This window comes from Campylobacter sp. CNRCH_2015_0338h, assembly GCF_025772785.1.
Lineage (GTDB): Bacteria > Campylobacterota > Campylobacteria > Campylobacterales > Campylobacteraceae > Campylobacter_D.
On sequence record NZ_JAKMST010000001.1, the window covers coordinates 89543 to 106809 of the forward strand.

Here is a 17267-nt window from a genome sequence, read left to right on the forward strand (position 1 = left end):
ATATAATGATTAAAAATATTTATCAAAAGAGTACTTATGACTTTTAAACAAATAAAATATTTTCAAGCCTTGTGTAGAAATTTAAACTTAAGAGCTTGTGCTAAAGAATTAAATATAACCCAATCTGCTTTGTCTTTAGCTATATTTGAACTTGAAAAAAGTTTAAAAACCAAGCTTTTTGATAGAAATGCTAAATTTTTAAGCTTAAATGAAAAAGGAAAGGTTTTTTTAAAACAAATCACTCCTTTAATTTTAGAATTTGAGCGCATAGAAAAAGCAATGCAAGATGATCAAAGCTATGAAATAAGTATGAAAGTGAGTCAAAATGTAGGCACTTATTTACTAGGATCTTTTTTAGATCAAAAGGCAGAAAATATCAAGTTAAATTTGTCCTTGGATAATAGCCAAAATATCATCAAAGATATTTTAGATAAAGAAATCGATATAGGTTTGATTGAAGGGATTTGCAAAGATAAGGATATAAAAAAGATTAAAATTTGTGATGATGAGCTTATTGTGGTGAGTAAAAATGACTTTAAAAAAGAATTTTTCATAGATGAATTAAAGGATTTTAAATGGCTAAGTCGTGAGCAAGGTTCAGGTGCAAAAGAAGTATTTTTAAGTGCTTTACCTAAAGATGTAAAGCTTAATTTAGTTTATGAGCTAAACTCAACTGCTATGATAAAAGAGTTAGTTAAAAAAGGTGATTTTTTAGCAGTTTTACCTAAATTTAGCGTTAAAGAAGAGCTTGAAGCTAAAAGCTTATTTGAAGTGAGATTAAAAAATTTTAAAATTTCAAGAGAGCTTTGTTTGATTTATCATAAAAATAAAGAGCCAAGCAAGAAATTTATAAATTTATGTGAGTTTTTAAAACTTTGCATTCAAAAAGATTTAGTTTAGTTCTTGAATGCATTTTTTAAAAAGCTCCCCTCTTTCTTCATAAGACTTAAACTGATCTAAGCTTGCACAAGCAGGGCTTAGCAGGGCTACTTCATCATTAGTTAAGTTTTGATTGATTTTTTCTATTGCTTTAGGTAAAAACTCACAAAAATGTGCTTTTAAATTAGCATTTTTAGCGTATTCAAGCATTTTATTAGTGCTTTTTCCTATGGCATAAAGCTCTATATTAAGCTCTTTCATAAAAGTAAATAAAGCACTTAAATCCACTCCCTTATCATCCCCACCTATGATAAGATGAATTTTTTTATCCTTATAGCGTTTAAGAGCAGCTAAACTAGCATCCAGATTAGTCGCTTTAGTATCATTTACCCAAAGTCTATTTTTATGATCAAATATTTCTTCAAGTTTATTTTTTTCTATTTTAAACTCGTTTAAAAGCTCATAAGAACAACGATCTAGTATGATTTTTTCTATACTTAAGGCAATAAGTGCATCAAGTAAAAATGGAGTTTTAAAATGAATTTTTTCTAAGTCAATTTGCATTTTTTTAGCTAAATCTTGCTCATCTTCATAGCTTATAACATAAGCATGGGTTGGATAAGCCTCATATTTTTTAGGTAAAATTACCACATCATTTTCATTCATTCTTTCAAGCACGCTAAGCTTTGCTCGCTCATAATTTTCAAAGCTTTTATGCCAAGAAAGATGATCAGGTGTGATAGGTAAAAGCGCATAAATTTCAGGTTTAGCTATTTTGGTGTAAAAAAGTGAAAAAGATGAGCTTTCTAAAATCCATAATTTAGCACTAATATCCATTTGCGCTAAAGGAGTTCCTATGTTTGCTCCCATTTGTGCATTGATGTGTTTTAAAAGATGGTGTGTCATTTGAGTGGTGGTGGTTTTGCCATTTGTTCCACTTATCCAAACGCTTTTTGGCATGCCATCATAAAAAAAATCATACTCGCTACTTAAATTTTTTGCTTGCTGTATGAGATGATGATCGCTTGGAAAACCAGGGCTTGGAATTTCTAAGTCACTTTTTAAAGGATCAAATTCACAAGGTGGTAAAAGTGTATTGTTAAATTCATCCTTACTTATACTTGTAAAATGATCATCATAAATATCGCAATTTCCAAAACGCTGTGCAAAAGCTTTAGTTGTTTTTCCGTATCCAAAAAGTGAAATTTTCATTATCTTAACTTTATACTAATTAATGCAATGATATTTGCAAGTAAGGCTATCATCCAAAAACGCACGATGATTTTATTTTCCACCCAACCTATTTTTTCAAAATGATGATGAATGGGTGCCATTTTAAAAACTCTTTTATTAAAGATTTTAAAACTTCCTACTTGTAAAATCACTGAAATAGTTTCTAAAACAAATACAAAACCTATAAGCAAAAGTAAAATTTCATTTTTACTTACTATACCAAGATAACCTAAAAAAGCTCCTATACTTAAACTCCCACTATCTCCCATAAAAACTTGCGCAGGATAGCAGTTATACCACAAAAATCCCATAAGCGCACCAACTAAAGCCGCGCTTATTACCACAAGTTCTCCTAGGCCTTGAATTTTAGGTAAAAATAAATAAGAGCTATAAATAGCATTTCCGCTTAAATACAAAAAAGCACCAAGGCTTAAAAGAGAAAATATAGAAGGCACAGTTGCAAGCCCATCAAGTCCATCGGTTAAATTCACAGCATTAGAGCTTGATACAATGACTAAAATCCATAAAAACAACATAAACATACCACCATCAAAAATAGCATGCTTGTAAAAAGGTAAATAAAATTCAGTATTTATATCAAATAAAGATAATAATCCAATACAAATAAAAGCAGCACTAAATTGTCCTAGAAGTTTCATTTTTGGGCTTAGCCCTGCATGATTGTCTTTTTTTAAAATTTTCCCTAAATCATCCACTAAACCTATAGTGCAAAATAATACCAAACATAATAATCCAACAATTACAAAACTATTATTTAAATCAGCACTTAAAACACTTGCTATGATAGTAGCAAAGATAAAAACAAGCCCACCCATAGTAGGGGTGTGAGATTTAGCTTGGTGTGATTGTGGAGCGTATTCATAAATAGGTTGATTTGCTTTTTTATTTTGAGCCCATTTGATAAATTTTGGCATTAAATACAAACTCAAAAATAAAGCGATAAAAAATGCAAAACCAGCACGCACGCTAATATAAGAAAAAAACATATAATTTGTATATTCTGTAAGATAAAGCAAAATTTTAACCTTGTATTTGTTTTTTAAAAGCATAATTTTAGTAAAATCACATAAATAAATTATAAAAAAGAGTAAAAAATGAGTCAAAAATGTATTTTGATAATCACAGATGGTATAGGACATAATACAAATTTAAACTATAATGCTTTTTTTCATGCTAAAAAGCCAACTTATGATAAGCTTTTTGAAAATACCCCTAATGTTTTGATAAAAACAAGCGGTTTAGCAGTTGGCCTACCTGAAGGTCAAATGGGTAATAGCGAAGTAGGGCATATGTGTATAGGTAGTGGACGCATAATCTATCAAAATTTAGTTAAGATAAATAAAGCCATAGAAAATGATACTTTAAAAGATAATAAGGCTTTAAAAGAGTTATTACAAAAATGCAAAAGAGTGCATATTATAGGGCTTTATAGTGATGGTGGGGTGCATTCTATGCATACACATTTTAATGCGCTTTTAAAAATTTGTAAGCAAGAAAATAAAGAAGTTTTTGCGCATGCAATTAGTGATGGTAGGGATTGTCCTCCAAATTCAGGTTTAGAATTTATAAAATCTTTACAGGAATTTTGCGAAAAAGAAGGGATTAATTTTGCTTCTTTATCGGGAAGATTTTATGCTATGGATAGAGATAAGCGCTATGATAGGGTTAAGTCTTATTATGATGCTTTATTTGCTAAGGCACAAAAGTGTGATGATTTTGTGCAATTTATACAAAAAAGCTATGATGAAAATATTACAGATGAGTTTTTAACCCCAGTTATTAGTCAAAACTTTGATGGGATTAAGGCTGAAGATGGTGTGATTTTTATCAATTTTAGAAATGATAGAATGCGTCAATTAGTTGCTTCTTTAACCCAAGAAAGTTTTAATGAATTTCCAAAAGAAGTGCTTATAAAAAATGCTATTACTATGAGTTTGTATGATGAGAGTTTTAAACTGCCTGTGATGTTTGAAAAAGAAGAATTAAATAATACCTTAGCTTCTGTGATAGCTAATGCAAATTTAAGCCAACTTCACACAGCTGAGACAGAAAAATACGCTCATGTAACCTTTTTCTTTAATGGGGGAAAAGAAGAATTAGAGTGTAATGAAACAAGAGTTTTAATCCCAAGTCCTAAGGTAAAAACATACGATGAAAAACCTCAAATGAGTGCTAAAGAGGTCGCAGATGAGGTGATTAAGGGTATAGAAAATGGTATGGATTTTATCGTAGTAAATTTTGCAAATGGTGATATGGTAGGACATACGGGTGATTTTGAAGCTGCAGTTAGTGCGGTTGAATGTGTGGATGAGTGTTTGGGTAGGGTTATTGCTAAAGCAAGAGAGCATGATTATGCTTTCATTATTACTTCAGATCACGGAAATTGTGAAGCAATGAGGGATGAAAAAGAAAATATGCTCACTAATCACACGACCTTTGATGTTTTTGCTTTTGTGGAAGCTAAAGGAGTAGAAAAGCTTAAAGAAGGCATGGGGCTTAGTAATATAGCACCAAGCGTGCTTAAAATTTTAAACTTACCTATCCCAAAAGAAATGGATGAGGCTTTATTTTAATTTAAAGGAGAACAATGAAATTTAGTGGAAAAAATGTTTTAATAACAGGTGCAAGTAAAGGTATAGGTGCAGCAATAGCTAAAGAATTAGCAAGTCATGGTTTAAAAGTTTGGATTAATTATAGAAGTAAGCCTGAACTTGCTGATGCGTTAAAAGAAGAGATAGAAAAAAGTGGTGGCACTGCAGCTGTGATTAAATTTGATGCAAGTGTCGAAGAAGAATTTATCAGTGCTATTGCAACTATAGTAGAAAGTGATGGTGAGCTTAGTTACTTAGTTAATAATGCAGGTATTACTAATGATAAACTAGCGCTTAGAATGAGTATGGATGATTTTTCTTCAGTGATTAATGCTAATTTAAATTCAAGCTTTTTAGGTTGTAGAGAGGCATTAAAAACTATGAGTAAAAAGCGTTTTGGCGCGGTTGTAAATATCGCTTCTATAGTTGGAGAAATGGGAAATGCAGGCCAAACTAATTATAGTGCTAGTAAAGGCGGTATGATAGCACTAACAAAATCTTTTGCTAAAGAAGGTGCAGCAAGAAATATAAGATATAACTGCATTACCCCAGGTTTTATAAAAAGTGATATGACTGAAGTTTTAAGTGATGAAATAAAACAAAATTATATTAATAATATCCCTTTAAAGCGCTTTGCGGATGCAAGTGAGGTAGCTCAAGCCGTGGCGTTTTTATTAAGCGATCATTCTTCTTATATCACAGGAGAAATTTTAAAAGTCAATGGCGGGCTTTATATGTAAAAGCAAGGTTTTAACCTTGCTTAGTTTCTATAGCCACTACTGCTATAGCAAAACCCCCATCATGTGCTACGCTTACACTTGCTGATTTTATATTAAATTCTTGCATGACTTTTTGAGAAAAACTAATATGTGGAGCATTTTTATTATCTTTAGAGATGATGATGTCAAAAAAAGAACATTCTTTAGAAATTCCAACCCCCAAAGCCTTAGAAGCAGCTTCTTTAATAGCCCAAAATCCGGCTAGAGTGTTGGTATTTTTTATATAACTTTGCTCTTGCTTGGATAAAAATTTATCCAAGAAAAGCGTTTTATGTCTTTCATAAATTTTTTCTATGCGAGAGCATACGACTATGTCACAGCCTATCATTAAGATACTACAAAGTCAGTAAAATAAATATTTTTGATAAAACCATCAGTTAAAACCTCATTGATTTTACCGGTTAATTCATCTTTTAATCTTTCTTTACCCTTTGTGGTGCTTACTTCTTCAAAGGTTTTTGAAGTTAAAGTTCTAATGATAATATCTCTAATAATAGCAACTTTTTTATCAAGTTCTGGGGTTAGAGTTTCAACATTTTGTTCAAGTTGAATGGTGCATTTTACATATCTTGATCCACCATCACTTAACAAATTTAGTGTAAAAGGTGCTAAAGGATACATTACCCCAATATTTGCATAGTCACTCCCTCTAGCTGCTACTGCATTTGTTTTCTTAGGAGCTTGTGCAACTTGTGCGCTTTCTTCAGCTTGTGGAGCAGGATTTTCTTCAGAACCACCGCTAAACATTAAATAAGCAATCGCTCCTACAATCACAAGTAAAAATACAAATAAAAATACAACGATAATAATTACTAAAGTATTGCCACCTTTTTTCTTTGATTCGCCTTGTTCATCCATCATATCATCAGCCATATTTTTCCTTTTATTAAATTTAAAGTGTTATTGTATCAAAAATTACAATTTTTTTAAATTATGATTATTTAATCTTTTGTAAATGTCTATAAACACTAGGCTCAGAAATACCTAAAAGTTCAGCAACCTTAGGAATAACACCTTTTACATTAAACACACCTTTTTCATATAAACTAGCTATCATTTTTTGCTTTTCTTTTGGTTTTAAGCTTTTATTTTTAAAACTTTCTATATCCATACCCGAAATATCTTCGACAATTTCTTCTAAATCAAGTTTAATATATTCTTTGTTTTCTTGCTCAGGGTTTTCATAAGCATTATCATAAATATTTCCAAGATTTAAAATTTCATCAGATATTTTTTTAAACGCTGAGGTATCATGATTAATACAAAGCAAACCTTCGAGTTTTTCATCTTTTTTAATAAAAAAAGTAGAGCCTGACATTGCTTGTGAGCTTTTAGCTGAAGTTTTATAATGTGTTATGTAATCACGCTCTAAATAGATTTTATTTTTAATCATTTCAATGGCAAAACCAGTTAGAGGTGAGTTTATAGTTCTTTTGCTAATATGGTTATTAGCAATTTCTGCTATATTAGCTCCATCTTCGCTTACATCGTGCAAGACTATTTCATAATTTCTACCCAAGGCTTCTGCAAGAAATTTAACTAATTTAATATAATAAGTTCTTGTTTCTTTATCCATAAGCTCTCCTTTTTTTATTAATTTTGTAGTAAAAATATTTAAAATAAGAATGCTTATTCTTATTTTTTAACAATTTTATTACAAAATAAAAATATTTATGCTTAAAAAAAGATTATTTTTTTAAAAATAAGAATTTTATAATCATTTTTTAAATAATGATAATTTTTATCGTTTAATTTTATTTTAATAATATAGGAATATAATTTATCAAATAATAAAAATTATTATTTAAAAAGGAGACACAATGAAAAAACTAACAAATGATTTTGGAAATATCATAGCTGATAATCAAAATTCACTAAGTGCAGGTGCTAAAGGTCCACTTTTAATGCAAGATTATATTTTGCTTGAAAAACTTGCTCATCAAAATAGAGAAAGAATTCCAGAAAGAACAGTACATGCAAAAGGAAGTGGTGCTTATGGAGAACTTAAAATTACTAAAGATATTTCTCAATATACCAAAGCAAAAGTTTTACAGCTTGGAGAAAATACGCCTTTATTTATAAGATTTTCAACCGTTGCAGGTGAAGCAGGTGCAGCTGATGCAGAAAGAGATGTAAGGGGTTTTGCGATTAAATTTTATACCAAAGAAGGAAATTGGGATTTAGTAGGTAATAATACTCCGACATTTTTTATAAGAGATGCGTATAAATTTCCTGATTTTATCCATACTCAAAAAAGAGATCCAAGAACTCATTTAAGAAGTAATAATGCTGCATGGGATTTTTGGAGCCTTTGTCCTGAAAGCTTACACCAGGTTACTATTTTAATGAGCGATAGAGGAATTCCTGCAAGTTATCGTCATATGCATGGTTTTGGAAGTCACACTTATAGTTTGATTAATGATAAAAATGAAAGATTTTGGGTGAAATTTCATTTTAAAACCAAGCAAGGTATTAAAAATTTAACCAACGAAGAAGCGGCGAATTTAATAGCAAATGATAGAGAAAGTCATCAAAGAGATTTATATGAGGCTATTGAAAAAGGAGATTTTCCAAAATGGACTTTCCAAATTCAAGTTTTAAAAGAAGATGAGGTAGAAAAACTAGGTTTTAATCCTTTTGATTTAACTAAAGTTTGGCCACATAGCATTGTGCCTTTAATAGAAGTAGGTGAATTAGTACTTAATAAAAATGTACAAAATTACTTTAACGAAGTAGAACAAGCTGCATTTAGTCCAAGTAATATCGTTCCTGGTATTGGTTTTAGTCCTGATAAAATGTTGCAAGCTAGAATCTTTTCTTATCCTGATGCACACAGATATCGCATAGGAACAAATTATCATTTATTGCCAGTTAATCGTGCAAAAAGTGAAGTAAATACTTATAATGTAGCAGGAGCTATGAATTTTGACACTTATAAAAATGGCGCAGCTTACTATGAGCCAAATAGTTATGATGATAGTCCAAAAGAAGATAAAAGCTATCTTGAGCCTGACTTATCACTTGAAGGTAGTGCGCAAAGATATGCTCCACTTGATGATGATTTTTATACTCAACCAAGAGCTTTGTTTGATATAATGAACCAAGATCAAAAAGAGCAGTTATTTAAAAATATCGCTACTTCTATGAGTGGGGTTGATAAAAAAATTATTGCTAGAGCATTAAGTCATTTTGAAAAAATTTCAAGTGAATATGCAAATGGTGTTAAAAAAACTTTGAAAATGTAATTTTTACTTGCCACTTTAAAAGTGGCAAACTAAAGATTATAAAAGGAAAAATATGTTTAGCAACGAAGAAGAAAAAAGAATTCAAGAACTTTGTACTATGGCTTTTGATTATGCAAGAAAAAATGATTTGCAAAATTTAAAGATTATGATAGAAGCAGGTTTGAGTGTGAATTTAAAAAATCATAAAGGCGATAGTCTTTTAATGCTTGCAAGTTATCATAATGCTTATGAATGTGCTAAGTTTTTACTAGAAAATAATGCTAGGGTAGATGAGAAAAATGACAGAGGACAAACTCCATTAGCAGGGGTGTGTTTTAAAGGATATTTGCCTATGTGTAAGCTTTTGGTAGAACATGGAGCAAATATTGATGAAAACAACGGTCTTGGTATGACACCTTTTACTTTTGCACTAATGTTTGGGCATAGAGATATAGTAGAATTTTTAACAAAGCATTCTAAAAAAAGCTTTCTTAAAAAAATAGCTTTTGGTATGTTAAAAATTTTTAAAAGAAAGAAAAGTTAAACTCTTTGAAAAAATAAAAATTATAAAATTATCCTTTTATTTGTAAATAGAAGGATAAATATGTCACAAAAAGCAGAGAAATTATGGGGTGGACGTTTTGATTTACCTACAAATAAATTAGTTGAAGAATACACTGCTTCATTATTAGTTGAGCCAAGACTTGCTCCTTTTGATATACAAGGAAGTATAATTCATTGCACTATGCTTGCAAAACAAGGCATTATAAAAGAAGATGAAGCAAAAACTATCACCAAGGGTTTAGAACAAGTTAGAGAAGAAATTCAAAATGGAACCTTTGTTTTTGATATAGCTGATGAGGATATTCATATGGCTGTAGAAAAAAGAATGACGCAAATTGTAGGCCCAGTAGGTGGAAAGCTTCACACTGCAAGAAGTAGAAATGATCAAACTACGCTTGATTCAAAAATGCATATGAGAGCCGTTATAAAAGAAATTTTAAATCAAATTATTGCTTTGCAAGAAGAAATCATCAATCAAGCTCAAAAAAATATCAAAGCTATTATGCCAGGTTATACACATTTACAAACCGGTCAACCGGTGCTTTTTTCACATTGGATCATGGCGTATTTTTGGATGTTAAGTAGGGATTATTCTCGTTTTGAAGATTTATATAAAAGAATGGATGAGTGTCCTTTAGGAGCAGCTGCGCTTGGTGGAACCACATTTAATATAGACAGACATTTTTGTGCCAAAGAACTAGGTTTTGCAAAACCAACAGAAAATAGCATTGATAGCGTTAGTGATAGAGATCATATGGTTGAATTTACTTCTGTGGCTGCAATGTGCTTTATGCACCTTAGTCGTTTTTGTGAAGAGCTTATACTTTTTTCAAGTCAAGATTTTAAATTTATAGAATTAAGTGATGATTTTTGTACCGGCTCAAGCATAATGCCTCAAAAGAAAAATCCTGATGTGGCTGAAAAAATGCGTGGTAAGACAGGTAGAATGTATGGTAATGTTATGGCAATGCTAACTATTATGAAAGGTATTCCACTAGCTTATAATACTGACATGAGTGAAGATAAGGCTCAAGTTTATGATTCTATGGATACTCTAATGGCAAGTTTGAAAATCATAACTCCTATGATAGAAAAAATGCAAGTAAATGCTAATAATACAAGAGCAGCAGCTGCAAAAGGCTTTTCAAATGCCACAGATATGGCTGATTATTTAGTAAGAAAAAATATACCATTTAGAGAAGCTCATAGTATAGTTGGTGGGGCTGTGAATTATTGTATTAAACATGGAAAAATGCTTGAAGAACTTAGCATGGAGGAATTTCATCAATTTAATGAAAATATCCAAGAAGATATTTATGAGGCAATTGCTTTAGAAACTTGTATAGACGCAAGAGTATCTTATGGTGGTACAGGAACTAAAGTGGTATTAGAGCAAATTAAACATGCAAAAGAGCTTTTGGAACAATATAAGGCACAAGATTAATGGATATTATTTTTATATTAGAATTTTTCATCATTTTTTCTATGATAGCCATAGGTGGTAGATATGGTGGTATAGGACTTGGTGTTGCAGGTGGGCTTGGTATGTGTATTTTGGTTTTGGTTTTTGGTATGCAACCAGCTTCACTTCCTGTGAGTGTTGTGTTTATTATACTTGCTGTGATTACTTGTGTGAGTGTTTTACAAAGCGCAGGTGGGCTTGATTTACTAGTAAAAATAGCAGAAAAAATTTTAAAGAAAAAACCTCAAGCTATTGTTTTTATGGGACCTTTGATTAGCTCTGCTTTTACGATTTTTTGCGGTACTACCTATGTGGCTTTTTCTATTTATCCAGTGATTGCTGAAGTGGCAGCTGATGCTAAAATTCGTCCCGAAAGAGCGCTTTCGGTTTCAGTTGTAGCAGCAGGTATTGGTGTTATAGCTTCACCTATGAGTGCAGCTACTGCTGCTATGGTGGCTGTTTTAGCTTTTAGTGGTACAACAATAGTGCAAATTTTAATGGTAAGTTTGCCAGCCTTTTTTATAGGTGTGTTTCTTGCTTGTTTGAGTGTTTTAAAAAGAGGAAAAGAGCTTGAGCAAGATGAGGAATTTCAAAAAAGAGTAAGAGCGGGAGAATATCATTTTTTAAGTGAAGATTTGCAAAACAAAGATAGCGAACATGATCCTATGGCTAGAAGGTCTTTGTATATTTTTGCTTTAGGGATTTTAACTATTATTTTCTTTGGTACTTTTACAAATTTATTGCCTCATTATGAGCTTGCAGATGGTAAAATAGAAAGACTTTCTACTCCAAATTTAATCCAAATGATCATGCTTGCAACGGCTTGTTTGATTATGCTTTTTGCTAAAGTTCCTGCTAATAAGCTTGGTGAAGCTTCGGTATTTAGATCAGGACTTATAGGAGTTGTAGGGGTTTTTGGTATAGCTTGGATGACAGGAACATTTTTTGAAGCTTATAAGCCTTTATTTAGTGATTCTTTATCGCATATTGTAGAGGATTATCCGTATTTATTTGGGGTGGCTTTATTTGCCTTTTCTATGGTGATTTTTTCTCCTTCAGCAACAGTAGCTGCTTTGATGCCTTTGGGTGTGAGTTTGGGAATTCCTCCTCAAATTCTTATTGTGCTTTATCCTTGTGTGAGCGGAGATTTTATAGTCCCAGGAGCTAATCAAATAGCATGTGTGGCTTTTGATAGAACAGGCACAACAAAAATAGGTAAATTTGTGATCAATCACTCTTATTTAAGACCAGGTTTTGTTTTGATTATTAGTGCGACTATTGCAGGTTATTTTATCTCTAAGCTTGTATTTTAGCTTAGAGATTGTTTTTAAGTTTTTGTAAATACCTATAGACACTAGGTTCTGATATATTAAGCGACTTAGCAACTATAGGTATGCTTCCTTTGATGTTAAAAATTCCTTTCGAATGAAGCTTTTTAATAATCTCATCTTTTTGCTCAGTGCTTAAGCTATATCCTGAATTTAAATATTTTAAGTCTATATTTTCAGCTAAAATATCTTCTATAGAGTGACTAAGTGTTTCTATATTACTCACATTGTGCAAATTTATATTGTTTTGATTATGAATATCTAATAAATCACTAAAATCATTGATTTTTTCAAGTTCTATGATTTTACTAATAGCATTTCTAAGCTCTGTGGTATCGTGATTTATACATAAAATTCCCACGATTTTCTTTTGATTTTTTATAAAAAAAGTTGATCCAGTAACAATCTTAGACTTTCCAACCTTTGCTTTATAATCACATAAAAAATCTTTGTTTAAATACTCTTTTTCTTGTACAAGTTCACTTGCAAAAGAAGTTAATGGAGAATTAATGGTTCTTCCACTAATGTGATTATTTGCAATGGCTGCAATATATGAACCCTCAGGTGCAATCACATGAAAAACTATTTCATATTGATCTCCAAGTACTTGCCCTAAAAACTGGGTAAGTTTGATAAATAATTCTTTTTGTTGCTCATCCATGATCTAGACCTTTTTGTTGTTTTTTGTTATTTTACATAATATTTTCATCAAAGTTGTTAATAATTATAATAATAAAAAAAATTATTATTATGATAAAAAAATATTGACAATTTATTATTATGATGATAATATTATATTATGATTTCATTTAAACACAAGGAGTATACATGGCAAATTATCCAAAGGCTATAGGACCATATTCAGCTTATAGAGAAGCTAATGGTTTGTTATTTATTTCAGGACAACTTCCTATTAATCCAGAAAGTGGAAATATAGAAAGTGAAGATGTAAAAGAACAAACAAGACAATCATTGTTAAATATTAAGGCTATATTAGAAGAAAATAATCTTTATTTTAACAATGTGGTTAAAACGACTTGCTTTTTAGCAAATATTGATGATTTTGTGGTTTTCAATGAGGTTTATTCTGAATTTTTCGCAGCTCCATATCCTGCAAGAAGTGCTTTTGCGGTAAAAGATCTTCCTAAGGGTGCTAAAGTGGAGATAGAGGTTATTGCTTATAAAGGATAGAGCATGTTGGGTTTATTTTTTGCAGGATGTTCTGTATTTTTACTTGTATTTATGCTCTATAAAAAAATCAACGCCCATATGGCGTTGCTTTTAAGTGGTTTATTCTTGCTATCTCTAGCAGGAATTTTTGGACTTTCTCCTATCATTAGTGAAAAGCAATCTTTGCATTTAGGACTTTTTGATATTTTCCAAGTTGTTAATACAAATATGTCAAGCACTCTAGCAGGGCTTGGACTTACTTTGATGTGTATAGCGGGATTTTCTGCTTATATGGATCATGTGGGCGCAAGTTATGCTTTATTTAAAGTGTTTGAAAGACCTTTAAAGGCAGTAAAATCGCCTTATGTTCTATTGTTAGTTTCATATTTTGTAATCCAGTTTTTAGTGCTTTTTATACCTTCACATGCAGGTTTGGCGCTTTTACTTATGGTTACAATGTATCCTATTTTAGTGCGCTCAGGCGTTTCTAAGCTTTCTGCGCTTTCAATTATCGCTATTTGTCAATACATTGACCATGGTCCAGGTAGTGGTAATGTGATTTTAGCTGCAAAAACAGCTGAAATTGATCCTGCGGTGTATTTTGTGCATTATCAGCTTCCTACAACTGTACCTATTATTATTGCTGTGGGTATTGCGATTTATTTTTGCTCAAAATATTTTGATAAAAAAGAAAATTTTGTTTTTAATCGTGATGAGATAGAAAAAGAGTTATCAGAAAATGATAGCAAAAAAGAAGAGGTGAAAAAACCACCTAGAATCTATGCGATTTTACCTGTTATACCTTTAGTGTTAATTTTGGGTTTTAGCAGTGTTTTAGATAGCATTATGGTATTAATGGGATTTGCTACCATGGAAGAAGTTAAAGCCGCTTCATCTACTGCTATTAAAATGAATGTGCCAGTTGCAATGATGATTTCAACCTTTATTGCAATTATTTTTGAAATCATTCGTTATAGAAGTTTGATTGATACTTTAAATTCTATTATGGTATTTTTCAAAGGTATGGGGCATTTGTTTGTAATCACAGTTTCTTTGATCGTTTGTGGTCAAGTTTTTGCAAACGGACTTTTATCAGTTGGCTTTGTAGATACTTTAATAGGTTTTGCAAAAGATGCAGGTTTTGGAGTGCTTGCTATTATTATAGCAGTTTCTATTTTGCTTGCTGTATGTGCATTTTTAATGGGTTCAGGAAATGCAGCATTTTTTTCTTTTGCGCCACTTATTCCAAATATAGCAAAATCTTTTGGGGTTGAAACCATAGCTATGATAGCACCTATTCAAATCATGACAGGTTTTGGTAGATGTGTTTCACCTATTGCACCTGCTATTTTGGCAATTTCGGCTATAGCTAAAGTAAATCCACTACAAGTTGTGAAAAGAACGGCTATTCCTATGCTTGTAGCTGCTATTGTTAATGTGATTATGACTTATATTTATCTATAAAAAGGAGTACAAAATGAACAACAAAACTAAATTAATCCACCTAGGAAGAGGCGATCAAAATGCTGAAGTAAGATCAGTTAATCCAACCTTAATGCGTGCATCAACTATACTTTTTAAAGATCATGCAACTTGGCAAAAATACCGTGAGTTAAGAAAAACAGATCGTGTTTTAAGTTATGGTGCTAGAGGAACAGCAACTAATTTTGAACTTGAAAAACTAATTTGTGCGCTTGAGGGAGGCCATAGAGCGCAACTTTTCCCAACAGGACTTGCAGCGCTAGCTATGGTGCTTTTAAATTATGCTAGCAAAGATGCTCATTTTTTAATCACTGATGCTATTTATGGACCTGTTAGAACAATTTGTGATTTATTTTTAACTAAAATGGGTGTAGAAATTGACTTTTTAAAAGCCGATGCTTCTGATGTAGAAGAAAAGATCAAACCAAACACAAAATTAATCCTTTGTGAAAGCCCAGGTTCTATACTTTATGAAATCATAGATTTGCCAAAACTTTGTGAAATTGCACACAAACATAACATACCAGTAGCGATTGATAATACTTATTCAAGTGGGTATTTTTTAAATCCGCTTGAGCTTGGTGTGGATATTTCAGTGATTGCCGCAACTAAATATCTAAGTGGGCATTCAGATGTAACCATGGGTATAGTAGTGATTAATGAAAAAGAATGGAAAAATTTTGACAAATTACCAGAAGCTTTAGGATTTACTACAAGTCCTGATGATGCTTATTTAGTGCTTCGTGGTATGAGAACTTTAGATGTAAGAATGAAAGCACATGAAAAAAGTGCAGATGAGGTAGTAGAGTTTTTACAAAGCAGAAAAGAAGTTAAAACAATCTTTTATCCAAAATTAAAAACTCATCCAAACCATGAAGTTTTTATGCGTGATCATAAAGGCGCTAATGGTATGGTAACGATTGAATTTGCAGATGGTATTTCAAAAGAACAAGCCATTGGGTTTGTAGATAATTTAGAGTATTTTTCAATTGGTGCAAGCTGGGGTGGATATGAGAGTTTAGCTACTGTTACTACTCCACCAAGAACTGCAACAGATTGGAGTGCTAGAGGGCCTTTTGTGAGATTTCATATAGGTCTTGAAGATAGTAAGGATTTGATTGCTGATTTAAAACAAGCATTTGAAAAAATAAATTTTAAAGGATAAAACATGGGTGTGAGTGTATTTGATATGAGGTTGCTTCAAGATTCTTGGAGCACTCCTGCAATGAGAGCTATTTTTAGTGAAGAAAATAGAATTCAAAAATGGCTTGATGTAGAAGCTGCCTTGGCAAAAGCTCAAGCAAAACTTGGCATTATCCCTAATGAAGCAGCTATAGAAATAGCTAAAAAAGCGCATTATAAATTTATGGATATGGATTTTATTTTTGCTGAGTTTAAAAAGACCAAACACCCTTTAGTGCCTACTGTGCGTGGTTTAGAAAAAGCTTGTGAAAATGGTCTTGGTGAATATGTACATTTTGGTGTAACAACGCAAGATATCATTGATACAGGCATAGTTTTACAATTTAAAGAAGCTATGGCTTTAATCAAGCAAGATTTAAAAGATATAGCTAAAAATTTAGCAAAAATAGCAAAAGAGCATAAAAACACTGCAATGATGGGAAGAACCTTAGCTTTACAAGCTTTACCTATAACTTTTGGACACAAAGTTGCAATTTGGCTTAGTGAGCTTAATCGCCACTATGAAAGAATTATTGAACTTGAAAAAAGATTATATGTAGGATTAATCGTAGGTGCAGTAGGAACTAAAGCAAGTTTAAGTGACAAGGCTAATGAAGTAGAAAAACTTACTTTAGAAAGCTTAGGTTTAGAAGTTCCTGATATCTCATGGCAACCAGCAAGAGATCGTTTTATAGAGCTTGGTTATGTTTTAGGTAATATCAATGCAACCTTTAACAAAATCGCACATCAGCTTTTAATCTTAGCTCATAACGAAATCGATGAAATTGCTGAGCCTTTTGGAAAAGGTCAAGTGGGAAGCTCTACTATGCCTCATAAAAGAAATCCTGCAGTAAGTGAAAATGCAGTGACTGTAAGTAATGCTCTAAGAGCTAATATTGCAATTTTAAGCGATATAGAAAGACATGAACATGAAAGAGATGGTCAAGTTTGGAAAATGGAATGGAAGCTTTTGCCAGAAGCGTTTTTAATGCTTTCAGTGGTATTGGCAAATATGAAATTTGTCTTTGATGATTTAGAAGTTAAAAAAGACAAAATGCTAAAAAATCTTGATACGCTTAATGGCTTTGTATTAGCAGAACGTGTAATGTTTGCTTTAAGCGATCACTATGGTAAGCAACATGCACATGAAATTGTTTATGAAAATGCTATGAGAGGTATAGAAAATCATAAAACTTTCAAAGAAGTTTTACTTGAAGATGAGCGCGTGAGTAAGGTTTTAAGTGAAAAAGATATTGATGTTTTAATGGATGCTACAACTTATGTAGGTTATGCACCAAAATTAGTTGATGAGTTCTTAGAAAAAATCGCTAATGCACCAATTCTAAAGTAGG

General features: G+C 31.5%; 17 protein-coding genes. 11 read left to right on the plus strand and 6 right to left on the minus strand.

The annotated features are described in order from the left end of the window. The first annotated feature begins 36 nt into the window (after positions 1-36). Entirely contained in the window at positions 37-900 is an 864-nt protein-coding gene (locus L8X30_RS00510) for a LysR family transcriptional regulator (protein WP_263678447.1), read from the plus strand. On the opposite strand, the gene murD is transcribed toward L8X30_RS00510, so the two are convergent. Both murD and mraY read right to left on the minus strand, forming a co-directional pair. Next, the gene (gene murD, locus L8X30_RS00515; protein WP_263678449.1) at positions 892-2091 is read right to left on the minus strand and encodes a UDP-N-acetylmuramoyl-L-alanine--D-glutamate ligase; all 1200 of its coding nucleotides are present in this window, start codon (positions 2089-2091) and stop codon (positions 892-894) included. The two genes, L8X30_RS00510 and murD, sit on opposite strands and share 9 nt — an antisense overlap. Further along, entirely contained in the window at positions 2091-3182 is a 1092-nt protein-coding gene (gene mraY / locus L8X30_RS00520) for a phospho-N-acetylmuramoyl-pentapeptide-transferase (RefSeq protein WP_412175491.1), read from the minus strand. The genes murD and mraY overlap by 1 nt, the downstream gene beginning before the upstream one ends. Positions 3183-3227: 45 nt before the next feature. Between mraY and gpmI the strand changes: the two genes are divergently transcribed. Then, on the plus strand, positions 3228-4706 hold the full coding sequence (gene gpmI / locus L8X30_RS00525; protein ID WP_263678453.1) for a 2,3-bisphosphoglycerate-independent phosphoglycerate mutase: 1479 nt from the start codon (positions 3228-3230) through the stop codon (positions 4704-4706). A gap of 14 nt (positions 4707-4720) precedes the next feature. Next, a complete protein-coding gene (gene fabG / locus L8X30_RS00530) occupies positions 4721-5464 on the plus strand; it encodes a 3-oxoacyl-ACP reductase FabG (protein ID WP_263678455.1) in 744 nt (247 codons plus the stop codon). A gap of 10 nt (positions 5465-5474) precedes the next feature. On the opposite strand, the gene acpS is transcribed toward fabG, so the two are convergent. The 3 genes from acpS to L8X30_RS00545 form a co-directional block, all read right to left on the minus strand. Then, positions 5475-5831 carry a holo-ACP synthase gene (gene acpS, locus L8X30_RS00535; protein WP_214099858.1) on the minus strand — a complete coding sequence of 119 codons (357 nt, stop codon included), beginning with the start codon at positions 5829-5831 and terminating at the stop codon, positions 5475-5477. Further along, positions 5831-6376: a flagellar basal body-associated protein FliL gene (fliL, locus tag L8X30_RS00540; protein ID WP_404842191.1), complete on the minus strand. Its 546-nt coding sequence runs from the start codon at positions 6374-6376 to the stop codon at positions 5831-5833. Before fliL ends, acpS begins: the two co-directional genes overlap by 1 nt. Positions 6377-6440: 64 nt before the next feature. After that, positions 6441-7079 carry a transcriptional regulator gene (locus L8X30_RS00545; RefSeq protein ID WP_257403836.1) on the minus strand — a complete coding sequence of 213 codons (639 nt, stop codon included), beginning with the start codon at positions 7077-7079 and terminating at the stop codon, positions 6441-6443. A 244-nt stretch (positions 7080-7323) separates the two neighbouring features. Between L8X30_RS00545 and L8X30_RS00550 the strand changes: the two genes are divergently transcribed. Genes L8X30_RS00550 through L8X30_RS00565 form a run of 4 tightly spaced genes read left to right on the plus strand, consistent with a single transcriptional unit; the run spans position 7324 to position 12066 of the window. Further along, on the plus strand, positions 7324-8748 hold the full coding sequence (locus L8X30_RS00550; RefSeq protein ID WP_263678456.1) for a catalase: 1425 nt from the start codon (positions 7324-7326) through the stop codon (positions 8746-8748). 52 nt (positions 8749-8800) lie between these two features. Beyond that, positions 8801-9271 carry an ankyrin repeat domain-containing protein gene (locus tag L8X30_RS00555; RefSeq protein ID WP_263678457.1) on the plus strand — a complete coding sequence of 157 codons (471 nt, stop codon included), beginning with the start codon at positions 8801-8803 and terminating at the stop codon, positions 9269-9271. A 60-nt stretch (positions 9272-9331) separates the two neighbouring features. Then, positions 9332-10735, plus strand: a complete 1404-nt coding sequence (gene argH / locus L8X30_RS00560) for an argininosuccinate lyase (RefSeq protein ID WP_263678458.1) — start codon at positions 9332-9334, stop codon at positions 10733-10735. Then, positions 10735-12066: an anaerobic C4-dicarboxylate transporter family protein gene (locus L8X30_RS00565; RefSeq protein WP_263678460.1), complete on the plus strand. Its 1332-nt coding sequence runs from the start codon at positions 10735-10737 to the stop codon at positions 12064-12066. Before argH ends, L8X30_RS00565 begins: the two co-directional genes overlap by 1 nt. Before the next feature lies 1 nt (position 12067). Here the strand turns inward: L8X30_RS00565 and L8X30_RS00570 are convergent, their stop codons facing one another. Then, a complete protein-coding gene (locus L8X30_RS00570) occupies positions 12068-12742 on the minus strand; it encodes a transcriptional regulator (RefSeq protein ID WP_263678461.1) in 675 nt (224 codons plus the stop codon). A 167-nt stretch (positions 12743-12909) separates the two neighbouring features. Here L8X30_RS00570 and L8X30_RS00575 point away from each other — a divergent pair, with 167 nt between their 5' ends. From L8X30_RS00575 to purB, 4 genes are read left to right on the plus strand one after another with little or no spacing between them, the layout of a single operon-like run. Then, positions 12910-13272 carry a Rid family detoxifying hydrolase gene (locus tag L8X30_RS00575; protein ID WP_263678463.1) on the plus strand — a complete coding sequence of 121 codons (363 nt, stop codon included), beginning with the start codon at positions 12910-12912 and terminating at the stop codon, positions 13270-13272. Positions 13273-13275: 3 nt separating this feature from the next. Beyond that, complete coding sequence (gene dcuC, locus L8X30_RS00580) at positions 13276-14715, plus strand: C4-dicarboxylate transporter DcuC (RefSeq protein ID WP_263678464.1); 1440 nt, start codon at positions 13276-13278, stop codon at positions 14713-14715. 13 nt (positions 14716-14728) lie between these two features. Continuing rightward, on the plus strand, positions 14729-15898 hold the full coding sequence (locus L8X30_RS00585; protein WP_263678465.1) for a trans-sulfuration enzyme family protein: 1170 nt from the start codon (positions 14729-14731) through the stop codon (positions 15896-15898). A gap of 3 nt (positions 15899-15901) precedes the next feature. After that, complete coding sequence (gene purB, locus L8X30_RS00590; protein ID WP_263678466.1) at positions 15902-17266, plus strand: adenylosuccinate lyase; 1365 nt, start codon at positions 15902-15904, stop codon at positions 17264-17266. Position 17267: the final 1 nt, after the last annotated feature.

Coding starts and splice junctions, on each gene's coding strand:
- L8X30_RS00550 (WP_263678456.1), top strand. CDS start 7,324: ATGAAAAAACTAACAAATGATTTTGGAAATATCATAGCTGATAATCAA.
- L8X30_RS00545 (WP_257403836.1), bottom strand. CDS start 7,079: ATGGATAAAGAAACAAGAACTTATTATATTAAATTAGTTAAATTTCTT.
- fabG (WP_263678455.1), top strand. CDS start 4,721: ATGAAATTTAGTGGAAAAAATGTTTTAATAACAGGTGCAAGTAAAGGT.
- argH (WP_263678458.1), top strand. CDS start 9,332: ATGTCACAAAAAGCAGAGAAATTATGGGGTGGACGTTTTGATTTACCT.
- L8X30_RS00570 (WP_263678461.1), bottom strand. CDS start 12,742: ATGGATGAGCAACAAAAAGAATTATTTATCAAACTTACCCAGTTTTTA.
- L8X30_RS00510 (WP_263678447.1), top strand. CDS start 37: ATGACTTTTAAACAAATAAAATATTTTCAAGCCTTGTGTAGAAATTTA.
- dcuC (WP_263678464.1), top strand. CDS start 13,276: ATGTTGGGTTTATTTTTTGCAGGATGTTCTGTATTTTTACTTGTATTT.
- L8X30_RS00585 (WP_263678465.1), top strand. CDS start 14,729: ATGAACAACAAAACTAAATTAATCCACCTAGGAAGAGGCGATCAAAAT.
- L8X30_RS00565 (WP_263678460.1), top strand. CDS start 10,735: ATGGATATTATTTTTATATTAGAATTTTTCATCATTTTTTCTATGATA.
- gpmI (WP_263678453.1), top strand. CDS start 3,228: ATGAGTCAAAAATGTATTTTGATAATCACAGATGGTATAGGACATAAT.
- murD (WP_263678449.1), bottom strand. CDS start 2,091: ATGAAAATTTCACTTTTTGGATACGGAAAAACAACTAAAGCTTTTGCA.
- mraY (WP_412175491.1), bottom strand. CDS start 3,182: ATGCTTTTAAAAAACAAATACAAGGTTAAAATTTTGCTTTATCTTACA.
- purB (WP_263678466.1), top strand. CDS start 15,902: ATGGGTGTGAGTGTATTTGATATGAGGTTGCTTCAAGATTCTTGGAGC.
- acpS (WP_214099858.1), bottom strand. CDS start 5,831: ATGATAGGCTGTGACATAGTCGTATGCTCTCGCATAGAAAAAATTTAT.
- L8X30_RS00555 (WP_263678457.1), top strand. CDS start 8,801: ATGTTTAGCAACGAAGAAGAAAAAAGAATTCAAGAACTTTGTACTATG.
- fliL (WP_404842191.1), bottom strand. CDS start 6,376: ATGGCTGATGATATGATGGATGAACAAGGCGAATCAAAGAAAAAAGGT.
- L8X30_RS00575 (WP_263678463.1), top strand. CDS start 12,910: ATGGCAAATTATCCAAAGGCTATAGGACCATATTCAGCTTATAGAGAA.